General features: G+C 35.4%; 19 protein-coding genes. 7 read left to right on the forward strand and 12 right to left on the reverse strand.

The features are described from left to right. The first annotated feature begins 25 nt into the window (after positions 1-25). Positions 26-688: a metal-dependent transcriptional regulator gene (locus AC3ITD_RS10665; protein ID WP_489366325.1), complete on the forward strand. Its 663-nt coding sequence runs from the start codon at positions 26-28 to the stop codon at positions 686-688. Continuing rightward, positions 675-2,537, forward strand: coding sequence for an Nramp family divalent metal transporter (locus tag AC3ITD_RS10670; protein WP_265800249.1), 1,863 nt, complete (start codon positions 675-677; stop codon positions 2,535-2,537). Before AC3ITD_RS10665 ends, AC3ITD_RS10670 begins: the two co-directional genes overlap by 14 nt. On the opposite strand, the gene AC3ITD_RS10675 is transcribed toward AC3ITD_RS10670, so the two are convergent. Further along, positions 2,538-3,017 (reverse strand): TlpA family protein disulfide reductase, encoded by a 480-nt coding sequence (locus AC3ITD_RS10675; protein ID WP_489366327.1) that lies wholly within the window; start codon positions 3,015-3,017, stop codon positions 2,538-2,540. 214 nt (positions 3,018-3,231) lie between these two features. On the opposite strand from AC3ITD_RS10675, the gene smpB reads away from it, so the two are divergent. Continuing rightward, a complete protein-coding gene (gene smpB / locus AC3ITD_RS10680; RefSeq protein ID WP_056850421.1) occupies positions 3,232-3,681 on the forward strand; it encodes an SsrA-binding protein in 450 nt (149 codons plus the stop codon). A gap of 49 nt (positions 3,682-3,730) precedes the next feature. On the opposite strand, the gene AC3ITD_RS10685 is transcribed toward smpB, so the two are convergent. After that, positions 3,731-4,387, reverse strand: a complete 657-nt coding sequence (locus AC3ITD_RS10685) for a protein-L-isoaspartate(D-aspartate) O-methyltransferase (RefSeq protein WP_265800243.1) — start codon at positions 4,385-4,387, stop codon at positions 3,731-3,733. 181 nt (positions 4,388-4,568) lie between these two features. Between AC3ITD_RS10685 and AC3ITD_RS10690 the strand changes: the two genes are divergently transcribed. After that, positions 4,569-5,249 carry a hypothetical protein gene (locus AC3ITD_RS10690; RefSeq protein WP_265800242.1) on the forward strand — a complete coding sequence of 227 codons (681 nt, stop codon included), beginning with the start codon at positions 4,569-4,571 and terminating at the stop codon, positions 5,247-5,249. On the opposite strand, the gene priA is transcribed toward AC3ITD_RS10690, so the two are convergent. Both priA and AC3ITD_RS10700 read right to left on the reverse strand, forming a co-directional pair. Continuing rightward, positions 5,246-7,726, reverse strand: coding sequence for a replication restart helicase PriA (gene priA / locus AC3ITD_RS10695; protein ID WP_265800241.1), 2,481 nt, complete (start codon positions 7,724-7,726; stop codon positions 5,246-5,248). The two genes, AC3ITD_RS10690 and priA, sit on opposite strands and share 4 nt — an antisense overlap. Then, complete coding sequence (locus tag AC3ITD_RS10700; RefSeq protein ID WP_265800240.1) at positions 7,726-8,112, reverse strand: DUF423 domain-containing protein; 387 nt, start codon at positions 8,110-8,112, stop codon at positions 7,726-7,728. Before AC3ITD_RS10700 ends, priA begins: the two co-directional genes overlap by 1 nt. 88 nt (positions 8,113-8,200) lie before the next feature. Here AC3ITD_RS10700 and AC3ITD_RS10705 point away from each other — a divergent pair, with 88 nt between their 5' ends. Together AC3ITD_RS10705 and AC3ITD_RS10710 are read left to right on the forward strand one after the other, a co-directional pair. Beyond that, entirely contained in the window at positions 8,201-9,769 is a 1,569-nt protein-coding gene (locus AC3ITD_RS10705) for a hypothetical protein (protein ID WP_489366331.1), read from the forward strand. 31 nt (positions 9,770-9,800) lie between these two features. Continuing rightward, positions 9,801-11,213 carry a DUF5723 family protein gene (locus AC3ITD_RS10710; RefSeq protein WP_489366333.1) on the forward strand — a complete coding sequence of 471 codons (1,413 nt, stop codon included), beginning with the start codon at positions 9,801-9,803 and terminating at the stop codon, positions 11,211-11,213. Between the two features lies 1 nt (position 11,214). On the opposite strand, the gene tsaB is transcribed toward AC3ITD_RS10710, so the two are convergent. The 7 genes from tsaB to AC3ITD_RS10745 all read right to left on the reverse strand — a co-directional run bounded on the left by tsaB (position 11,215) and on the right by AC3ITD_RS10745 (position 16,569). Beyond that, positions 11,215-11,901: a tRNA (adenosine(37)-N6)-threonylcarbamoyltransferase complex dimerization subunit type 1 TsaB gene (gene tsaB / locus AC3ITD_RS10715; RefSeq protein WP_489366335.1), complete on the reverse strand. Its 687-nt coding sequence runs from the start codon at positions 11,899-11,901 to the stop codon at positions 11,215-11,217. A gap of 151 nt (positions 11,902-12,052) precedes the next feature. Beyond that, on the reverse strand, positions 12,053-12,283 hold the full coding sequence (gene yidD / locus AC3ITD_RS10720) for a membrane protein insertion efficiency factor YidD (protein ID WP_489366337.1): 231 nt from the start codon (positions 12,281-12,283) through the stop codon (positions 12,053-12,055). After that, positions 12,270-12,665, reverse strand: a complete 396-nt coding sequence (locus AC3ITD_RS10725; protein WP_489366339.1) for a ribonuclease P protein component — start codon at positions 12,663-12,665, stop codon at positions 12,270-12,272. The genes yidD and AC3ITD_RS10725 overlap by 14 nt, the downstream gene beginning before the upstream one ends. Before the next feature lie 66 nt (positions 12,666-12,731). Next, positions 12,732-12,890, reverse strand: a complete 159-nt coding sequence (gene rpmH / locus AC3ITD_RS10730) for a 50S ribosomal protein L34 (RefSeq protein WP_010601723.1) — start codon at positions 12,888-12,890, stop codon at positions 12,732-12,734. A gap of 1,058 nt (positions 12,891-13,948) precedes the next feature. Next, positions 13,949-14,683 carry a LytR/AlgR family response regulator transcription factor gene (locus tag AC3ITD_RS10735; RefSeq protein WP_265800232.1) on the reverse strand — a complete coding sequence of 245 codons (735 nt, stop codon included), beginning with the start codon at positions 14,681-14,683 and terminating at the stop codon, positions 13,949-13,951. Continuing rightward, a complete protein-coding gene (locus AC3ITD_RS10740) occupies positions 14,661-15,722 on the reverse strand; it encodes a sensor histidine kinase (protein WP_489366342.1) in 1,062 nt (353 codons plus the stop codon). The genes AC3ITD_RS10735 and AC3ITD_RS10740 overlap by 23 nt, the downstream gene beginning before the upstream one ends. A gap of 76 nt (positions 15,723-15,798) precedes the next feature. Further along, the gene (locus tag AC3ITD_RS10745; protein WP_265800230.1) at positions 15,799-16,569 is read right to left on the reverse strand and encodes a LiaF transmembrane domain-containing protein; all 771 of its coding nucleotides are present in this window, start codon (positions 16,567-16,569) and stop codon (positions 15,799-15,801) included. Between the two features lie 131 nt (positions 16,570-16,700). Here AC3ITD_RS10745 and AC3ITD_RS10750 point away from each other — a divergent pair, with 131 nt between their 5' ends. Then, complete coding sequence (locus AC3ITD_RS10750) at positions 16,701-17,573, forward strand: ChaN family lipoprotein (protein ID WP_489366344.1); 873 nt, start codon at positions 16,701-16,703, stop codon at positions 17,571-17,573. Positions 17,574-17,609: 36 nt separating this feature from the next. Here the strand turns inward: AC3ITD_RS10750 and mscL are convergent, their stop codons facing one another. Next, entirely contained in the window at positions 17,610-17,999 is a 390-nt protein-coding gene (gene mscL / locus AC3ITD_RS10755) for a large-conductance mechanosensitive channel protein MscL (protein ID WP_265800228.1), read from the reverse strand. Positions 18,000-18,013: the final 14 nt, after the last annotated feature.

The raw sequence follows: 18,013 nt of genomic DNA on the forward strand, positions 1-18,013 counted from the left end.
TAAAAATTTAATTAGATAGATATAAATGCAAAGTTTTACTGAAGAGAATTATCTTAAAATAATTTATCATTTAGCAGAAAATACTAATAACGTACAAACCAATGCCATTGCTGAGCAAATGCAGACCAAACCCGCATCAGTAACGGATATGATTAAGAAACTTGCCGACAAGGGGTTTATAGATTATGTTAAATATCAAGGCGTTACCATGACAGAAAAAGGAAGGAATGCCGCTATAGATATTGTACGCAAACACCGGCTTTGGGAGGTTTTCTTAGTTGACAAACTTAATTTCAAATGGGATGAAGTGCACGATGTTGCCGAGGAATTAGAACATATAAAATCAACTTCGTTAATCGAACGGTTAGATGAGTTTCTTGGTTTCCCGAAATCAGATCCTCATGGCGACCCTATTCCAGATAAAAATGGAAGGTTTGCAAAAACGCAGTTTACAAAACTGATCGAATTGAAAATCGGGGATTCAGGAACAATCACTGGTGTTAGTCAACACAGTTCAGCATTTCTTAAACATCTTGAAAAGTTGGGATTGACCTTAGGCAAACAAATTCAAATTAATGATGTTACCGATTTCGATGGTTCTGTAGAAATTGTGATTTCAGACAAACAAATTAATATTAGTAGAGAAGTGGCAAAGCATATTTTAATTAGCAGTAATGGCAAAAACTGAATCGCTTAGTGAGGTACACCAAAGTGTAAGCACAGACAAAAGAAAAGGTTGGCGTCGCATTTTAGCTTTTATTGGACCTGCTTATTTAATAAGCGTAGGCTATATGGACCCAGGAAACTGGGCTACAGATTTAGCAGGTGGAAGTAAATTTGGATATCAACTGATATGGGTGTTGCTCATGTCAAATCTAATAGCGCTTTTACTTCAATCGTTAAGTGCTCGTTTAGGCATTGTTAGAGGATTAGATTTGGCACAGGCCTCTAAACATGCTTACCCCCGCTGGGCAAATATTCCTTTATTTGGATTAGCGCAGACCGCTATTATTGCCTGCGATTTAGCTGAAATTATTGGGATGGCAATCGGTTTACAGTTACTTTTTGGTTTACCGTTAATTTGGGGAATCTCCATTACCATATTTGACACCATTTTGCTTCTATTTCTTCTTAACAAAGGAATGCGAGCAATGGAAGGCTTTATAGTTTCAATGGTTTTCATTGTTGGAATATCGTTTTTAGTGGAAATGTTTATTGTTGAACCCTCATTAAAAGAAGTTGTTAGAGGTTTCGAACCTTCTATTTTAGGCGGCGATGCTTTATATATTGCTATTGGCATTATTGGCGCTACTGTAATGCCACACAACCTGTATTTGCACTCTTCATTGGTTCAAACCAGAAAAATCGAACGGACAAATAAAGGCATTAAAGAGGCTTTAAAATTTAATTTAATCGATACCACGGTTGCACTGAACCTGGCTTTTTTCGTAAATGCGGCGATTTTGATATTGGCTGCAGCTGCGTTTTATAAAAATGGATTACACGAAGTGGCAGAAATTCAAGATGCACACAAATTATTATCAAATATTTTTGGTGATGTTGCGCCAGCTCTTTTCGCAATTGCTTTAATTGCCGCAGGGCAAAGTTCTACTGTTACGGGTACATTGGCTGGTCAGATTATCATGGAGGGACATATTAATCTAAGAATCCAGCCCTGGTTACGAAGATTGATTACCCGATTATTGGCAATCATTCCCGCATTTTTCACTATTCTTCATTATGGTGATGATGCTCTGGGTGGACTTTTGGTTTTGAGTCAGGTGGTGTTGAGTTTGCAGCTGGGCTTTGCGATTATACCCTTAATCCACTTTACATCAGATAAAAAACTGATGAAAGATTTTGCGATAAAAACATGGGTTAAAGTATTAGCATGGGCCAGTGCATTGGCTATCATCGCCTTAAATGTCAAACTGGTAGTTGAAGAAATAAGTGGGTGGACTAAAGAAGCCAATACCTGGTGGATTTATGTAATTATCGTTCCCGCCTTAATATTTATTGTGTTTCTACTACTTTATGTATTCTTTCATCCGATGATTGAAGAAAAAAATAGAAACAGGCAAATGGTTCCGCATGGTAATGCTTTGGACATTGGGAAAATTGATAAGATTAGCTATTCCAGAATTGGTATTGCAGTAGATTTTTCTAAAAATGACCGGAATACCATCCGACACGCACTTATTCAAGGTGGAAAAGATGCTCACTATTACCTAATCCACGTAGTAGAAACTGCCGCCGCCAGATATCACGGCCAAGAAGTTATGGACCATGAAACACAAAGTGACCGGGAAAATCTTGAAAAATACAAAGCTAACTTAGGAGACTTGGGTTATGATTCAACGCCATTTATAGGTTTTGGAAGCACTGCTAAAGAAATTGCAGATATTAGTAATAAAAACGAACTGGAACTTTTAGTAATGGGCGCTCATGGTCATAAAGGACTTAAAGATTTGATTTTTGGTACAACAGTAGATTCGGTGAGGCACAAAGTGAATATTCCCGTATTAATTATTAGATAACTAATTTTTAATTACTTTCATTAACTTTTTAATTCCTCCATCACCCGAATTATGAATGATAAGTTTTCCTGCTGGAGAATACAAATACATAGCAGGATACATTTTTGGCAAAAACAACGGAATGAAAAGTTTATTTTTATCTTGAAGAACGGTCACATTTGGTTTTGCATTCAAACCTTTAGCGTAAGTATTAAAAAATTGTGGAATGATATAAGCCTCATCCAAGGTAATCATATAGATATTTACGTTTTTAAATTGGGCATAATTGGCACCGAGCAGCTTAGTTTCTCGTTGGCAATGCTCGCAGGTTACATCGAAAAGCATAAACAGATTCTGTTTGCCCGGAACAAGATTTTTATTCGAAAATGCTTTACCATCTAATTTAAAAAATGTGAATTGCGGCAAAATTGTAGGTTGCTGTGCTTTCACATGAGCGAAGAAGAAAAAAGATAATGCTAAAACAAGGATTTTAAATTTCATAATAATGTTTAAAAATCAAACATAAATATAATTTTTACAAGCAATAGATTTATCGTTTAGCTTTTACAAACAGATGAAGATAACAAAGTGTTACTAATAGCTGACAACGAAATAAATAAAAACGAAATTATAACATCAAATTTTAAGATATTTGCAACCCAGCATTTTGCTGTTTTTAAATGTAGAAGCAAATCTACCCAGAAATACAAATAGTTTGAAAAACGATATCAATATAAAAAATAAAAGAGCATACTTTGACTATAATTTACTTGATAAATATGTGGCAGGTATTGCACTTTTGGGAACAGAAATAAAAGCCATTAGACAAGGTAAAGCCAATATGACCGATGCGTTTTGCATGTTCATAGGCGGAATTTTGTATGTTCGAAACCTTCATGTTTCTGAATATAGTCATAGCTCCTTTTATCATCATGATATAAAAAGAGATAGAGCATTACTACTTCAAAAAAAGGAAATCAGAAAACTTCGTCTTAAGGGTGAAGAAAAGGGTTATACCATAGTGCCTTTAAGGATTTTCATTAACGAAAGAGGTTTCGCTAAAATGGAAATTGCGTTGGCCCAAGGTAAAAAGGAATTTGATAAACGTGATAGCATTAAGGATAGAGATACTAAACGTGAGTTAGATAGAGCATTGAAAAGATAGTCTATAGTTAGCAATTTTCAGTTCAGTTTGAACTGAAAATTGCTAACTATTACCATGCCTGATCGCCCACCAAAGGCACAAATCTAAACGTATCTAATATTATTTTATCATAATCCGTTTCACTTACTCTAATAACGGTAACCATTTTTTGCGTGCTTTCATCTCCAACAGGGATAACTAAAATACCTCCAATTTTCAATTGTTTCAATAAAATCTCTGGAACAAGCGGGGCACCAGCGGTAACAATTATTTTATCGTAAGGAGCATGTTTTGCAATTCCCTTTGAACCATCTCCACAGTAAAATGTTGGTCTGTAGCCCATGCCAGGCAATACCTGAATGGTTCGGTTATAAATGTTCTCTTGTCTTTCGATGGTAAAAACATTTGCACCAAGTTCCATTAAAATACATGTTTGATATCCGGAACCAGTTCCGATTTCTAAAACTTTATCACCTTTTTTAATGTGTAACAACTCACTTTGATAGGCAACAGTGTAGGGCTGCGAAATGGTCTGTCCATCACCAATTGGGAAGGCAATATCTTTGTAAGCCTGATTCCAGAAAGTCTCATCAAAAAAGAAATGACGTGGTACTTTGCCAATTGCTTTTAGTACATTTTCATCTTCAATTCCGCGAGATTTTAGGAGTTCAACCAACTTCTTTCTCGCGCCACGCTCTCGGTAATTATCAACAAATTTATAGGCCATGAAGTCTCAAAATTAGCTTTTTCAAGCGGTGATACAAGATAAAGAAATCAACATTAATATAACTTACAGTAAATCAAAACTAAAATCTTTGTCTTTTGACAAAGCAAATGCATCAATTGTGTGTATTAAGGAATTATCTTTACTTTTGAGTCCAATTACAAATTGAATTGCCTTCTTCTTTATGAAAAAAATTATACTTAGTGTTTTTGTTGCGTGTATTTCATTTTCAAGCTTCGCTCAAACTGGAGCGGACTTTAACTACTCCATAGCCGCTAGAGGTTTTAGTTTAATGCAGCTGCCCAAAATTTTAAACCAAACAAACACTCAGGATTACACCAAAATGTACGGCAATGGTGCAATTTTGAAATTTAACGACAATCAAATTAGCTATAGAATAAGTGGGAATTATTTTCGCGATCCGATGGTTCGTTTTCAAAATACTTGCGAAACCTGCGAAATAGCTAGTGGAAAAGTAACAGATTACTCATTCAAGATTGGATTTGAAAAAAACTTCAACTATTCAAGAATTCAACCCTATTTTGCATTCGATCTAGGATACAGATCAAACCGTTTTACAGGTACATTAACGCCTACAAATGGCTCAATAGGAACCACGAATCAATCAGCAGATGCTACAAAAAACGGATTAGTTATTACGCCCACTTTAGGCTTTAAGGTCAACATTATACCCTATCTATCAATCTTCGCCGAAAGTAGCTTAGATTTCTATTATTCTTACGAAAAACAAGATAGAACGCCTATAAATGTTGCAGATAGAACTGTAACTACATTTAACAAATGGGAATTTCTATTAAACCCCGTTTCTGCAGGTATTCAATTTAATTTTAATAGTAAAAATTAGTACGGATCTACATCAATTTGAGTAAAAACGCCTTTAAAATCTTTAGTAGCATTGAATTGCGTTAGTGTTTCACGAAGCGCATCTTTAACTTTTTGAATGGCGGTATGCTTGTCGGCTTTAATGATAATTTGTTTGATGTACAGATTACGTACACGGCTGATTAATGGCTGCTCCGGTCCTAATACACGTTTACCGAATTTAGCTTTAAGAATATTTGCCAATGTTAGTGCTGCATGATCTAATACATGAGAATCTTTATGTTTGACGTAAAGAAATATCATCCGAGAAAATGGCGGATATAGAAATTTATCACGCTCTGCTATTTCATCATTGTACATGCCTTCGTAATCGTTATTAACAACTTGTTTAATAATCCGATTATCGGCATCGTAAGTTTGAATGCAAACATTTCCTTGGTCAGCTCGTCTCCCAGCCCTTCCTGCAACCTGCGCTAACAGCTGAAAACTACGTTCATAAGCCCTAAAATCTGGATAACCCAAAAGTGTATCTGCGTTAATAACGCCAATCAAATTTAAATTATCGAAATCTAAGCCTTTAGCAACCATCTGCGTACCGATCAGAATATCCGTTTTCTTTTCCTGGAAATCGGTTAAAATTTGTTGCAAACCATTTTTTGTCCGTGTGCTGTCCATATCCAAACGGGCAATAGTAATATCTGGATACAGTAATTTTAGCTCCTCTTCGATACGCTCCGTTCCAAAGCCTTTCTGCTCTACGTGAACAGAGCCACATGCCGGACAAATATTAACGCTGCTCTGTTGAAAACCGCAATAGTGGCAATGCAGTTTACCACTACTTTTATGATAGGTTAAGCTTACATCGCAATTCACACATTTTGGAGTATAGCCACAGGTTGCACAAATTAAAATGGTTGCGTAGCCTCTTCTATTTTGAAAAAGAACAATTTGCTCCTTTTTTGATAAGGCAAGATCAATATCTTTAATTAATACGCTAGAGAAGTATGAAACCATGGTTTTACGCTTGGTTTCCTCAGCAATACTAACCACCTGCTGATTGGGTAATTGCACACCGCCAAAGCGATCCTTCATCTCAACTAACCCATACTTTCCTTGCAGCGCATTATAGTAACTTTCTAGTGATGGAGTTGCAGAGCCCAAAATAACCTTAGCCTGATGCAAATGAGCGAGATAAATCGAGGCATCTCTCGCCTGATATCTAGGAGCGGGATCATATTGTTTGTAAGATGGCTCATGCTCTTCATCTACCACAATTAATTTTAAGTGTTGAAATGGTAGAAATACGGCTGACCTTGCTCCAAGTATTACCTTATATGCGCCTGTCCTTACCTTATTCCAAATTTCAACCCTTTCGCTATTATTAAATTTCGAATGATAAACGCCAATTGCATTTCCAAAATAACGCTTAATACGCTCAACTATTTGAGTGGTTAAAGCAATTTCAGGTAATAAGAATAGAACTTGTCCATCAGTGTTTTGAATAATTTCTTCAATTAATTTAATATAAACCTGTGTTTTCCCCGAAGCAGTTACTCCGTGAAGTAAAACAACATCCTTTTCTTCGAACGATTGATTGATCAGATTTAAAGCGGTCTGTTGTCCGGTATTTAATTGAAAATTGACACTAAACTCTTCATCATGATTAGCTAACCTACTTACAGGACGTTTCATCACTATAAAAATCTCTTTATCTGTTAGTGATTTTAAGGCACTTACACCACAGTTGCTCTCTTCTAAAAGCTGTTCTTTAGAGATTGGAAGATTTAATTTTTGCAGTTTCAGATAGGCAAGTAAAGCATCAAGTTGTTTTGGTGCTTTCTCAAGAACGTTAAAAAGTTCCTTTAAATTCTCTTCATCCGTATAGAACTCATTTAAAGTCACAAACGATTTCAAAAGAGGTTTGTACTTTTGCACCACTTCTTCTGCCACCAGAATTAGCTCTTTTTCTAATAAATGATTTATGATTGGATAAATTGTTTTTTGACCTAACAATTTTGAAACATCATTTACTGTCAGTTTTGCTTGCTTTTTTAGCGCCGAAATAATTATCTCCTCTTTTTCGGTAAGTACAATCTCATCCGTAAAATCATCGCGAAGAACGAGTATGGTTTCGCTGGCAAGTTTCAAACTAGCGGGTAACGCCGCAGACATCACATCTCCTTCATTACACATATAATAATTCGTCATCCAACTCCAAAACTTTAGTTGGGTGGGGGTTACTACCGGCTCACTGTCAATTATATCGATTATATATTTCGCCTCATAAACTCCGGGAGGATTCTTAGAAATGGCACTGATTAAAGCGGTGTATATTTTATGCTTACCAAACTGAACAACAACTCTTTTCCCAATCGCAACCTGATCATTTAAATCAAATGGTACCCTATAGGTATAGTTTATTGCCAAAGACAAAGGCAAGATAACTTCAACAAAAAGTGTTTCTCTTTCTGCAAAAATATCGTTTCCAAAGCTATCCATTATTTATCTTTAAATGCAGCGAAGAACAGCATTATCCAACCTAAAACAAACAAAAGACCACCAATAGGCGTGATTGGGCCTATTAGATTGACAAAATCCAACTTTAACATACTTCGGGTTGCCAACAAGTACAAAGATCCCGAGAAGAGAACAATTCCGAATGTAAAACAGAAATAGGCAATGTTGATTAACTTGTTTCTATATCTGGCAAAAGTTGAAAGGTACAAAAGCGCAAAGGTGTGATAAAATTGATATTCTACCCCTTTCTGCCAAATTTCTATTGAGGGTTGATCTATTACGGCCTTTAAACCATGAGCACCGAAAGCGCCAAGTAAAACAGCCACTACGCCAAAAAAAGAAGCAGTAAGTATAATTCGTTTATTCATAGTTATTGCTTGAAGCAATCGCTAAATTAATAAAATGACATAGAACTTCGCTGTAATCAATGTAATAAATTAAATTTGTTGCACGCACATGAAAAAAATTATCATTTTAGCCATTGCATTATTTTTGGGTATTGCAGGGATGGCATATCTATATTTCTCAAAATTGGGCAATGAAAATAATGCAAAAGATTTAGCATTGCAATCTGCAACGAATAATGCTGCAATAGTATTTTCATTTCAAAATGATAAGGGATTTTATGAAATTATTAAAGCGCAAAACCTTATTCAGCAGGTATTAGGCGAAGATAAAATTCAATTACTGATTCAGCTTAAGGATTTAATTATTAACGATAATGCGCTAAATAATTTTTTTCAAGATCAGTATATTTATGTTAGCGTACTTCCAGACTCCAATAAAAACCTTAATTTTTTAATCACTGTTCAACTTAAGGCAGATGAAGACCTGAATAAATTTAATCAGGTAATCAAATCGAAAAACTACATTACCCCATTACAGAACGGGCAATATTCCTTGAAGCTTAAAGATAGTGTTTCTGCTTACGCAAATCTCAATGATAGAGTAATAACGCTGTCAACCTCGCTAAAACTTATCAATGATGCTGCTATTCGATTAGCTGAAAATCCTTTCACTGATTATATAAAAGGGAATAATGCTGTTAGCAGAAGTGCCTTGGCACAAATCTATATCAACTTTAATCATATACCACTGGTGCTAAAGAACATTTTGATTGGTAAATTAAATGGAAGTATTGAAGTTTTAAATAAGCAAAATGCATTTGCCTCTTTAAGTTATAATTTTAGCAAAGAGCGTATTCTTTTTAACGGCAGCACTACGTTAAAAGATGATTCTAGCTACCTCAAATTATTTGAACAAAGCGCAGCGCAGGCTACAAATATTCAAAATATCTTACCTGATAATACGGCAAATTATGCGATCTACGCATTTGATGATTATAAAACCTGGTTTAAAAACCTAAAAGCTCTACAGATTAAAGCCAATCAAATTACCCAGGCAGACCAAACGATTAGTTCAATTAAAAATGATTATAGAACAGATTTAAATTTAATATTTCCATTGTATGCTAAAAATCAATTTGCAACATTTCAATTAAGTACCAGTGAAAAACTGGGGGCAATACAACTTACTAATGGAGAGAAAGTGAAACAATTATTATTTGACGTAAGTACAGATTATAGTGATGAAATTAAAGTTTTTAAGTCTGCAAACATTCTTCAAGTATATTTTGGAGACGCATTTAAAAATTTTAATAAACCATTTTATGCCATTATCGATAATTATTTAATTGTGGCTAACAATGCAAGTACAATAGCATCCTTTTTAAACAGCTATAAAAACAATAGGTTAATGATCCAGAATCCTATTTACATGGATGCCATGAATCAAATCTCTACTACTTCGAATATTAGCTATTATGTAGATCTTCGAAAATCTGAGAATATTTTGAGAGATAATATTTCATCAAAATACTACAAACATTTTAGGGCAGATAGTGGCCTTAAAACTTTCGATACTTTCTGCTACCAACTGATAGCCGATAAGAATAAATTCATCTCTAATGTACTATTAAACAAATATGTACAACAACCAATACCAGATTCACTTAGTATCCGTTAATAAGAAAACCAGCCTGAAAACCAATACATTTATGAAGAAATTTTTACTTGCTTTACTTATAGTTGCTAGTTTTAAGGCTGCAAACGCTCAGCAATACGCCCTTTTTGGCACGAAAACTATGTTCGATGCTTTCGAGAATCCTTCTCAGAAATCGTTCACATTAGATTCCTCTCGCAAATTCTCCTCTAATTTTTTCATGCCCTATTTCGGCATTAATGCGGCAAACAAGGGTGAAGCAAATAACGTAATCAGGAGACTTGCTCAAACCGGATATCTTGATACGGAAGACTTACCCCTATTGAATGGTGATGTAAACCACTTTTACCAAAACAGCAATATTTATGTTGCCACTTTCAGGTTATTTCATTCATACAAATACCAAAAAGAAATCGGCCTGGCGTGGCAAATCCGTTCTGATGCGCAAATTGATTACACCAATGAAACGCTTGCAATTTTTGATTCTCCCAATAAATTTCCAATCAATACTCCGTTACGTGGAATTTTCAATTCATCCGGATACCAACAATCTTATCATCAATTTAGTATAAGCTACCGCGAAAATTACAATAAGCGATTAGCCTTTGGTTTAAAAGCTAGTTTATTAAGTGGTATTTTGTACAATAAAATCGACATCACTGATTCGTATTTATATTCAGACCCAGAATCAAACACCCTCAATTTAGGGTTGGCAGCCAACTATAGAAGTAATTTTACAGAGGGAAGAGAACTCAGAAAAAAAACATTGCTTCCATTCAAAAATCCTGGATTATCGTTGAGCTTTGGAACGAATTATACCTCAAAAAAAGGTTTAATGTTGATGGCAAACATTAAAGATTTGGGTTTTATTTGGTGGAGAAAAAGTACTCAAGAAACAATCGTCAACTCATCGAATATTACGATAAATACTTTTGCAAATCGAAACAACATTAATAATAGCATTACCGATATATTTACTGAAGCTCAGGAAAGCAAAAAATTCCTTGCTCCAACAAATGCAAAGATTGATCTATATGTTTCAAAAATATATGGCTTCTACAAACCTTCGTTTATTGTGTCGAAAAGTCTTTTTTACAAGGGTGGAGATATTGCTTTGGTTAACACCTTTAATTATAAAAATTTCTCTGGAAGTGTTACGCCGCTTTACAACCTTAACAATATTTTTATGGTTGGTTTACAAGGTAAATATCAAACGCCAAACTTCGAAATTTTTCTTGGATCAGACAATTTAGTTTCTACTGCCTATACTACTAAGGGCATAATATCCAGCAATGGAAGTACAGGATCTTCTACTAACGGAGTCGGCGCTTCAGTATATATGGGTATAGGGATTAAATTTGGAAATGTTGTCAATCACCCCCAGTTCAGCGATGTGATGCCTGGTATAAATGACAATGAAGGGGGCAGTTTCTTTAAAAATCTATTTTCAATTTTTAAACGGAAGTAACCTAAACTTTCTTTTTTGGTTGCGTAACTACGAAGTCTTTTAAATAAAAAGGTTCGAAATACGCTACGTCTTCAAAATTTTGCGCTTGAAATGCCTGGTATGCTAAACCCGAAATATACTTTGCAGAGTTAAAATTATTATCGTTGAAAAGCGCATTTTGATGATTTAAAGTTTCCTTACATTTTGCAGCTCCATCTCCTAAAAAAGTAATTTCATTTTTCTGGAGCAATTCTGAATAACTATTTTCATCGATTATTTTAGCAGAGGTTGGCTCCAAAACATTCAAATTGCTATCAAAAACAGCGCTGTAAACTTCCATTCTTCGGGCGTCAATCATAGGGCAAATTAGTCCAGCGTATGTCGGGTTTTCAGTCATAAAACCATTAGCCATCATTTCTAGCGTTTCAACAGCAATCAATGGCTTATCTAATGCATAACAGAGCCCTTTTGCTGTAGACACGCCTATCCTCAAACCCGTATAAGATCCTGGGCCTTTGCTAACCGCAATGGCGTCTAAATCATTATAAGTGAAGTGAGAAGACTTAATCACCTCATCAATAAATAAAGTAAGGTTACTGGCGTGCAAGTTTTGACCAATCTCTTCTTTGGTAGAAACTGTTTCCCCATCAATCGATAAAGCTACAGAACAAGCCTGTGTAGCTGTTTCTATTTGAAATATTTTAGCCATTTTACATGAGTTATGGGTTTATAATTGTTTTCTCCGAAGGTTTAATAAGTTGATTTTTTTGTTTTTTTCTGCATCAAAATCCACGATTCTCAATGTTTTTGCATTCAAACTGGTAACTCGCAAGCCATAACTCGCAATTGATAACTAAAAGTTACGGAACAGGGTCGTGTCCATGTGCGCCCCATGGATGGCAGCGACCTATACGCTTTAAGGCCATCCAGCCACCTTTAAATGGGCCAAATTTCCGAATAGCCTCAATCCCATATTGCGAGCAAGTTGGGGTAAACCTACAATTTGCGCCAAGCATAGGCGAAATGGCATATTGGTAAATCCTTATCAACCCCAAAAAAAGCGAACCAAATATATTATTAATGAACTTCATTTGGCTGAATTAAAGTTTTAAAGCGCTTAAAAGTTGACACCAATTTTTTTTGAATAAAAATAAATTCATACTTCTCCTTCCCCACAAATTGGATGGAAAAAAGCAATAATCCTCTATCATCAGGTAATTGACTGTAAAACTCTTCTTGTTTATTTAGTCGGTAAGCCTCGCGAATGCGGCGCTTGAGCAGGTTGCGATCTACAGCTCGTTTATATCTCTTTTTAGGAACATTAATTACTACCTGCGCCGGAACATGAGCAGCTTCATTAATAAACATGTAAGAAATACGAAAAGGATATAATAAAAAAGAAGAACCTTTTTTAAACAGCAGATCTAAATGTTTTCTGCTGCATAACCGTTCTTCTTTTCTGAATGTGTACATATATTTTGATTGATAATTGCAGATTTTGATCTGCCGATTCCGATTAATCGGAAAAGCAATCAAAAATTATGCTTTATGCTTGCGTTCGTCAGAAACTGTTAATCTTTTTCTTCCTTTAGCACGACGTGATGCTAATACTCGTCTGCCGTTAGCTGTTGCCATTCTTTCGCGGAAGCCGTGTTTGTTTCTTCTCTTTCTTTGCGAAGGTTGGTATGTTCTTTTCATGACTGTATATTATCTTATTATAATTTCAAAATTAAGAGGAGCAAATATAAAGCGATTTCTCTATAAATGCAAGTCTGTTTAGTTTTATTTTTTATTTGAAAAGCAAATGTAGTAATTCTTTTTAAAATTCAGTCCCGCCCCCGCTTCTGCCGGCAGAAAAAGCCGGCATTTCGCTTCGGTCGGGTTTATTTTATATTGGCCACTACAATGATGTAATGATATCCTACACGCGATAATTCATAAAACGTTCCTACGGAACGAAACGATTGCAAAACAATTTTTGCTACCGAGGAGGCGCCCTACTGGACGGTAGTAAATTAGCTCTCGGTATAAAAATATCATTTTTCAAAACACTCCGAGAAAATTATCTCTCATCTCATTGGAAAAAATCATCGATAGAAAAAATCTATGAACAGTTTGCTTCTTTCATCCAGTAGAAACGTTTTGTACCCATAATCGACAATCTTAGGCGCAACAAAGATCGACCAAATTAAAAAAAAAGCATTCAGGGTTTTATGTAAAAATACAGCCTAGCTGTACACCGCAAGAAAAATGTCCCCCCCGTAACGTAGCGACGACTCAACAGTAGAAAAAATCTATGAAACGTTTCATTTTTCGTTCCTTAGGAAGGTTTTGTGTGCAAAATCGACAATCTTAAGTGCAACAAAAATCGACCAAATTGAAACAAAGTATTCGAGGTTTCATTCTAAAACACAGCCTAGCTCAACACCGCAAGAAAAGTTGCTTACCGTCCCGTAAGGACGACTCATCGGTAGAAAAAATATATGAAGGTTTGTTTGTTCGTTCCATAGGAACATTTCTTGTTTATAGTTCATCTGAAACAATCTTAAAGAGAATTAAAAGCCATGCCAACTAAACCTGGTTGTAGTGGAAATCCTTTTTGGTACACCCAAAAACCTATTCTAAGCTGCCATTCGCAAAAAGATTGAAACTAAAAACAGGACTAACGATATGTGTTACGATGTGATTGCTTTCCAAAAACTATTGTTTATCCAGCCTGAAAATTACCACAGCGATAAACATAAAGAGATCCGAGATTACAAGCCCAACGCTGCTTTCAATTTTATGTATCCAGTTTTACTCACTGGCAGCCAGATATCTGATTTGAGCAGCACCACGTAACTATCTTTCTCCTTTAATTCGATTTTTGTAACCTGAGCAAGGTTAATAATATAAGAGCGATGAATACGGATAAATTGGCCTGGATCAAGAGTTTGCTCAAAGTAAGCCATCGTTTTATTTTTATAGAAAACACCGTCTGCTGTACTTAACTTAACATAATCATCATCAGCCTCAAGGTAATTGATATCTCCAGTTGGAATAATTTTAATTACGCCATCCTTTTTAACTACTACTCTATTATTTTGTGCAGGACTCAAAGCAGCGGCATCCAAAACAGCTTCCGTATTTTCTGTTTGATTTAATCTGGAAGGCAGCTTTTTGATGGCAGCATCAAAACGTGCCTTATCAATTGGTTTGAGCAAATAATCAACGGCATTAACTTCAAAAGCTTTAATGGCATATTCATCAAAAGCAGTTGTAAAAATTACAGCGGGCTTATCTTCAACCAATTCCAGCATTTCGAAGCCACTAATTTTTGGCATTTGAATATCAAGAAATATTAAATCGGGCTTATGTAAAGTGATGGCTTTTAATCCCTCGAAACCATCGCAACATTCAGCAACAACTTCAATTTCAGGATGATCGGTAAGATAAAATTTAACAATATCTCTCGCTAAAGGTTCATCATCAATTAATATCGTTCTGATCATTTTTTTGTGGGATTTTTAGAGTGGTAATATATAAATTATTTGCCTCAATTTCGGTTTGCAGCAAATGCGGATTTGCAAATAACAAATATAATCTACGTTTAATAGCCGTTAAACCGAAGCCAGTTCCTCCTGCGGCTTTCATCTCCGGATCGAAAGGATTTTGCACCCGCAGCTCCAGAATATTACGATCAACTGTTACATCAACCTTGATAGTTATACCGGCAGATGTATTGTACAAACCAAACTTAATGGCATTTTCTACAATCGGCTGTAGTAAAGTTCCCGGCAGACATAAATTCAAAGTATCGTCAGCTACATTTACCTCAATATTTAAGCGATGGCTAAAACGTACCTTTTCAATGTCAAGGTAAAGCTGGATATATTCCATTTCTTCTTCTACAGATACCCACAATTCGTCATCTCGTTTTAAGGTTCCCCGAAGAAAAGAAGCTAACTTGGTAATCATTACACCTGCCTCTTTAGGGTTTACCATTGTAAGCGCAAATACCGAATTTAAACTATTGAACAAAAAATGGGGTTGCAATTGGTGACGAAGCTTGTTTAGCTCGGCTTCTTTTGCCAAACTTTTTGCCGCCGAAAGCCTTTCGTGTGTTTCCGATTGTTCCTCCAGTCTGTACCATAAAATATTGGCCAATGCACACCAGCCCAAACACATAAAGGAAATTAAACCACGGAAGGCAAAAGAGAAATTATAAAAATCCAAATACTCCTTAAAATCTGAAAATATGTATAGCATCGCATATTTTGCAGCATAAATAATTACGAACGTAAGCGCCAATGTAATGATGAGCACATACAATATTCGTTCGTTTTTTGGCTGATAGTAGCCCAGCATATTACTTATGGCAATGCAGGCCATCACCAGTAAGAAATTACTCAAAAAGCTATCTGCAAATGAAATTAACCAAGAAAAATTCACCACATAATGTAGGCCAACAGCACATAGAATAAACCAAGCGACAGCTATAGCTGCAGAGGTTTTTTGAATTTGTGGGATGGATAGAGGTCTAGTTGTCAAAGCGTTATTTGTTTAGGTAATGATAAACGAAGTAAACGACCAGAAAATCTCTGATCATTTACTTTTGATTATGGTTTTAAAAACTTTTGATTTCGATTCCCCCGAAAAGTACAGTTCCATCTAAAACTAAGGTTTTCTGCATTTGATCTATCGGCAACATGTGTCCCCTCTTGTCTTCTACACTACCAAATATTGCTGTAACATTAGATTGTATTGCCCAATTTGGTGGCACAATTAATTTGATACCTCCAAAAACTGCAGTTACATCAATCACCGCAGAATCCGTAAAGTCAGCTTGTGTCATTATAATATCCGATCCGCCGAAAACTGCAGTAACATCTCCTCCTTTAAAATTTTTAGAATAAACGGTTTGATTTGATCCCCCAAAAACCGCTGCGACATCAATTATGTCATTTCTATTTGCTTTCTTATCTGCTTCTTCATCAAGATCTATCTCATCATTTACACCAAACTGATTCTTAAGTGCACCTTTAAATGATTGTTTCCTTTTTAGCGTATCCTTTGGTTTAAAAATTAAAAAGCCACCAACAATTACTAAACCTATTCCCAGGGCGTATTTAGATATATCGAAATCGAAGCCCATGTCATCTACCGTTTGGTATACGCCAAATAAAATAAGAACAAGCCACCAAACGCCCCTAAAATTTTTTCTTACACCAATAAACACCCCAAGCGCAATTAGAAATGTCCAAAAGCTAAATACCCAACCTGGAATATTCAAACCCAAATTATCTAGTAAAAATGCTAGCCCAATGATTAATATGATGGAACCACTCCAAACTCTACCCGAGTTTTTGATGTGATTATTTTCATTTACATTTTCCATGTTTTCATTTATTTAATATTCAAAAGTATTTATAAATTAAAAGTTAACAACTGTTGTTTTCTTCAGCATGCGCAGAATGGCGGTAAGTGGTATCATTTCATCGGCGAAAAATATTTTCTTATTTTGAGCACATGAAATATTTACTATTTATAAGCTTCATTATTTTCAATTATGATGTATTTGCCCAAGATTTAATATCACACTATAAAGTTTATGATGTTAAAAAGCAAAAAGTAATTTCTTTAGATGAAGTAATTACCGACATGCATAAGGCTGATGTTTTATTTTTTGGAGAAGAGCATAACGATTCAATAGGGCATATTTTGGAATTTATTATTTTCAAAAAATTAGCTGAACAATTCCCTAAAAAAACCGCTCTTAGTTTAGAAATGTTCCATACCGATATTCAACCCATAGTAGATGAATATCTAGCCGACTTAATATCAGAAAAGAATTTCATTAAAGAAGGAAGGGCGTGGTCAAACTACAAAGACTATAAACCCTTAGTTGAATATGCCAAAAAAAACAAGCTTGCTGTAATTGCTGGCAACGCCGCCACTCGCTATAGCAATGCAGTGACCAAAAATGGGTTGACTGTTTTAAGTGGCTTTCCTAAATCATCCCTAAACAATTTGGCACCTCTCCCTATTGATACGGCTACCGGAAGATATCTGGAAAAATTCACTGAACTATTGGGAGGGCATAGCATGGGTTTGATGAAAGTCTATCAGACTCAAAATTTTTGGGATGCTACCATGGCTTGGTCAATCGCTAAGTTTGCGAAAGCAAATAAAGGAATTAAAATTCTACAACTAAATGGCCGATTTCATAGCGATGAAAAGCTTGGAACATTGGCCAAACTTCAAAAATATGCTCCAACGCTAAAAATTCTTAATATTTCTTCATTTAGTGATGAAAATTTTGAGAATCCGAAGTGGGAAAAACATCGAAACCTTGGCGATTATATTGTAATCACGGATCCGAAAGTGAAAAGAAGTTTTTAAAAACAAAGATTTACCATTGAGCAGATCTTTGTTTTTTTATGCTTTTGCTTTAAGCAAATCCCTTATTTCAGCTAAAAGAACTTCTTCTTTTGTTGGTGGTAATGGAGCTGCAGGAGCCGCAACTTCCTTTTTTTTGAGGTTATTGGCACCTTTAATAATCACAAATAACACCAAAGCCACAATAATAAACGTAATTACTTGCGATAGAAAATTTCCGTACTTTATTGCTGTACCCGCAATAGTGAGTTGGCTTAGATCTTCTAATCCGGCTGCTTTTAACGCCGGGCCCAGCACTGATGGCGTAATAATATCCTCCACTAGTGAGCTTACAATTTTTCCAAATGCAGCACCGATGATAACACCGACAGCTAGGTCAAGCACGTTCCCTTTAACCGCGAAGTCTTTAAATTCTTTAACAAAACCCATAATTTTTAAGCTTA

This window comes from Pedobacter sp. KH_004 (genome assembly GCF_057840755.1).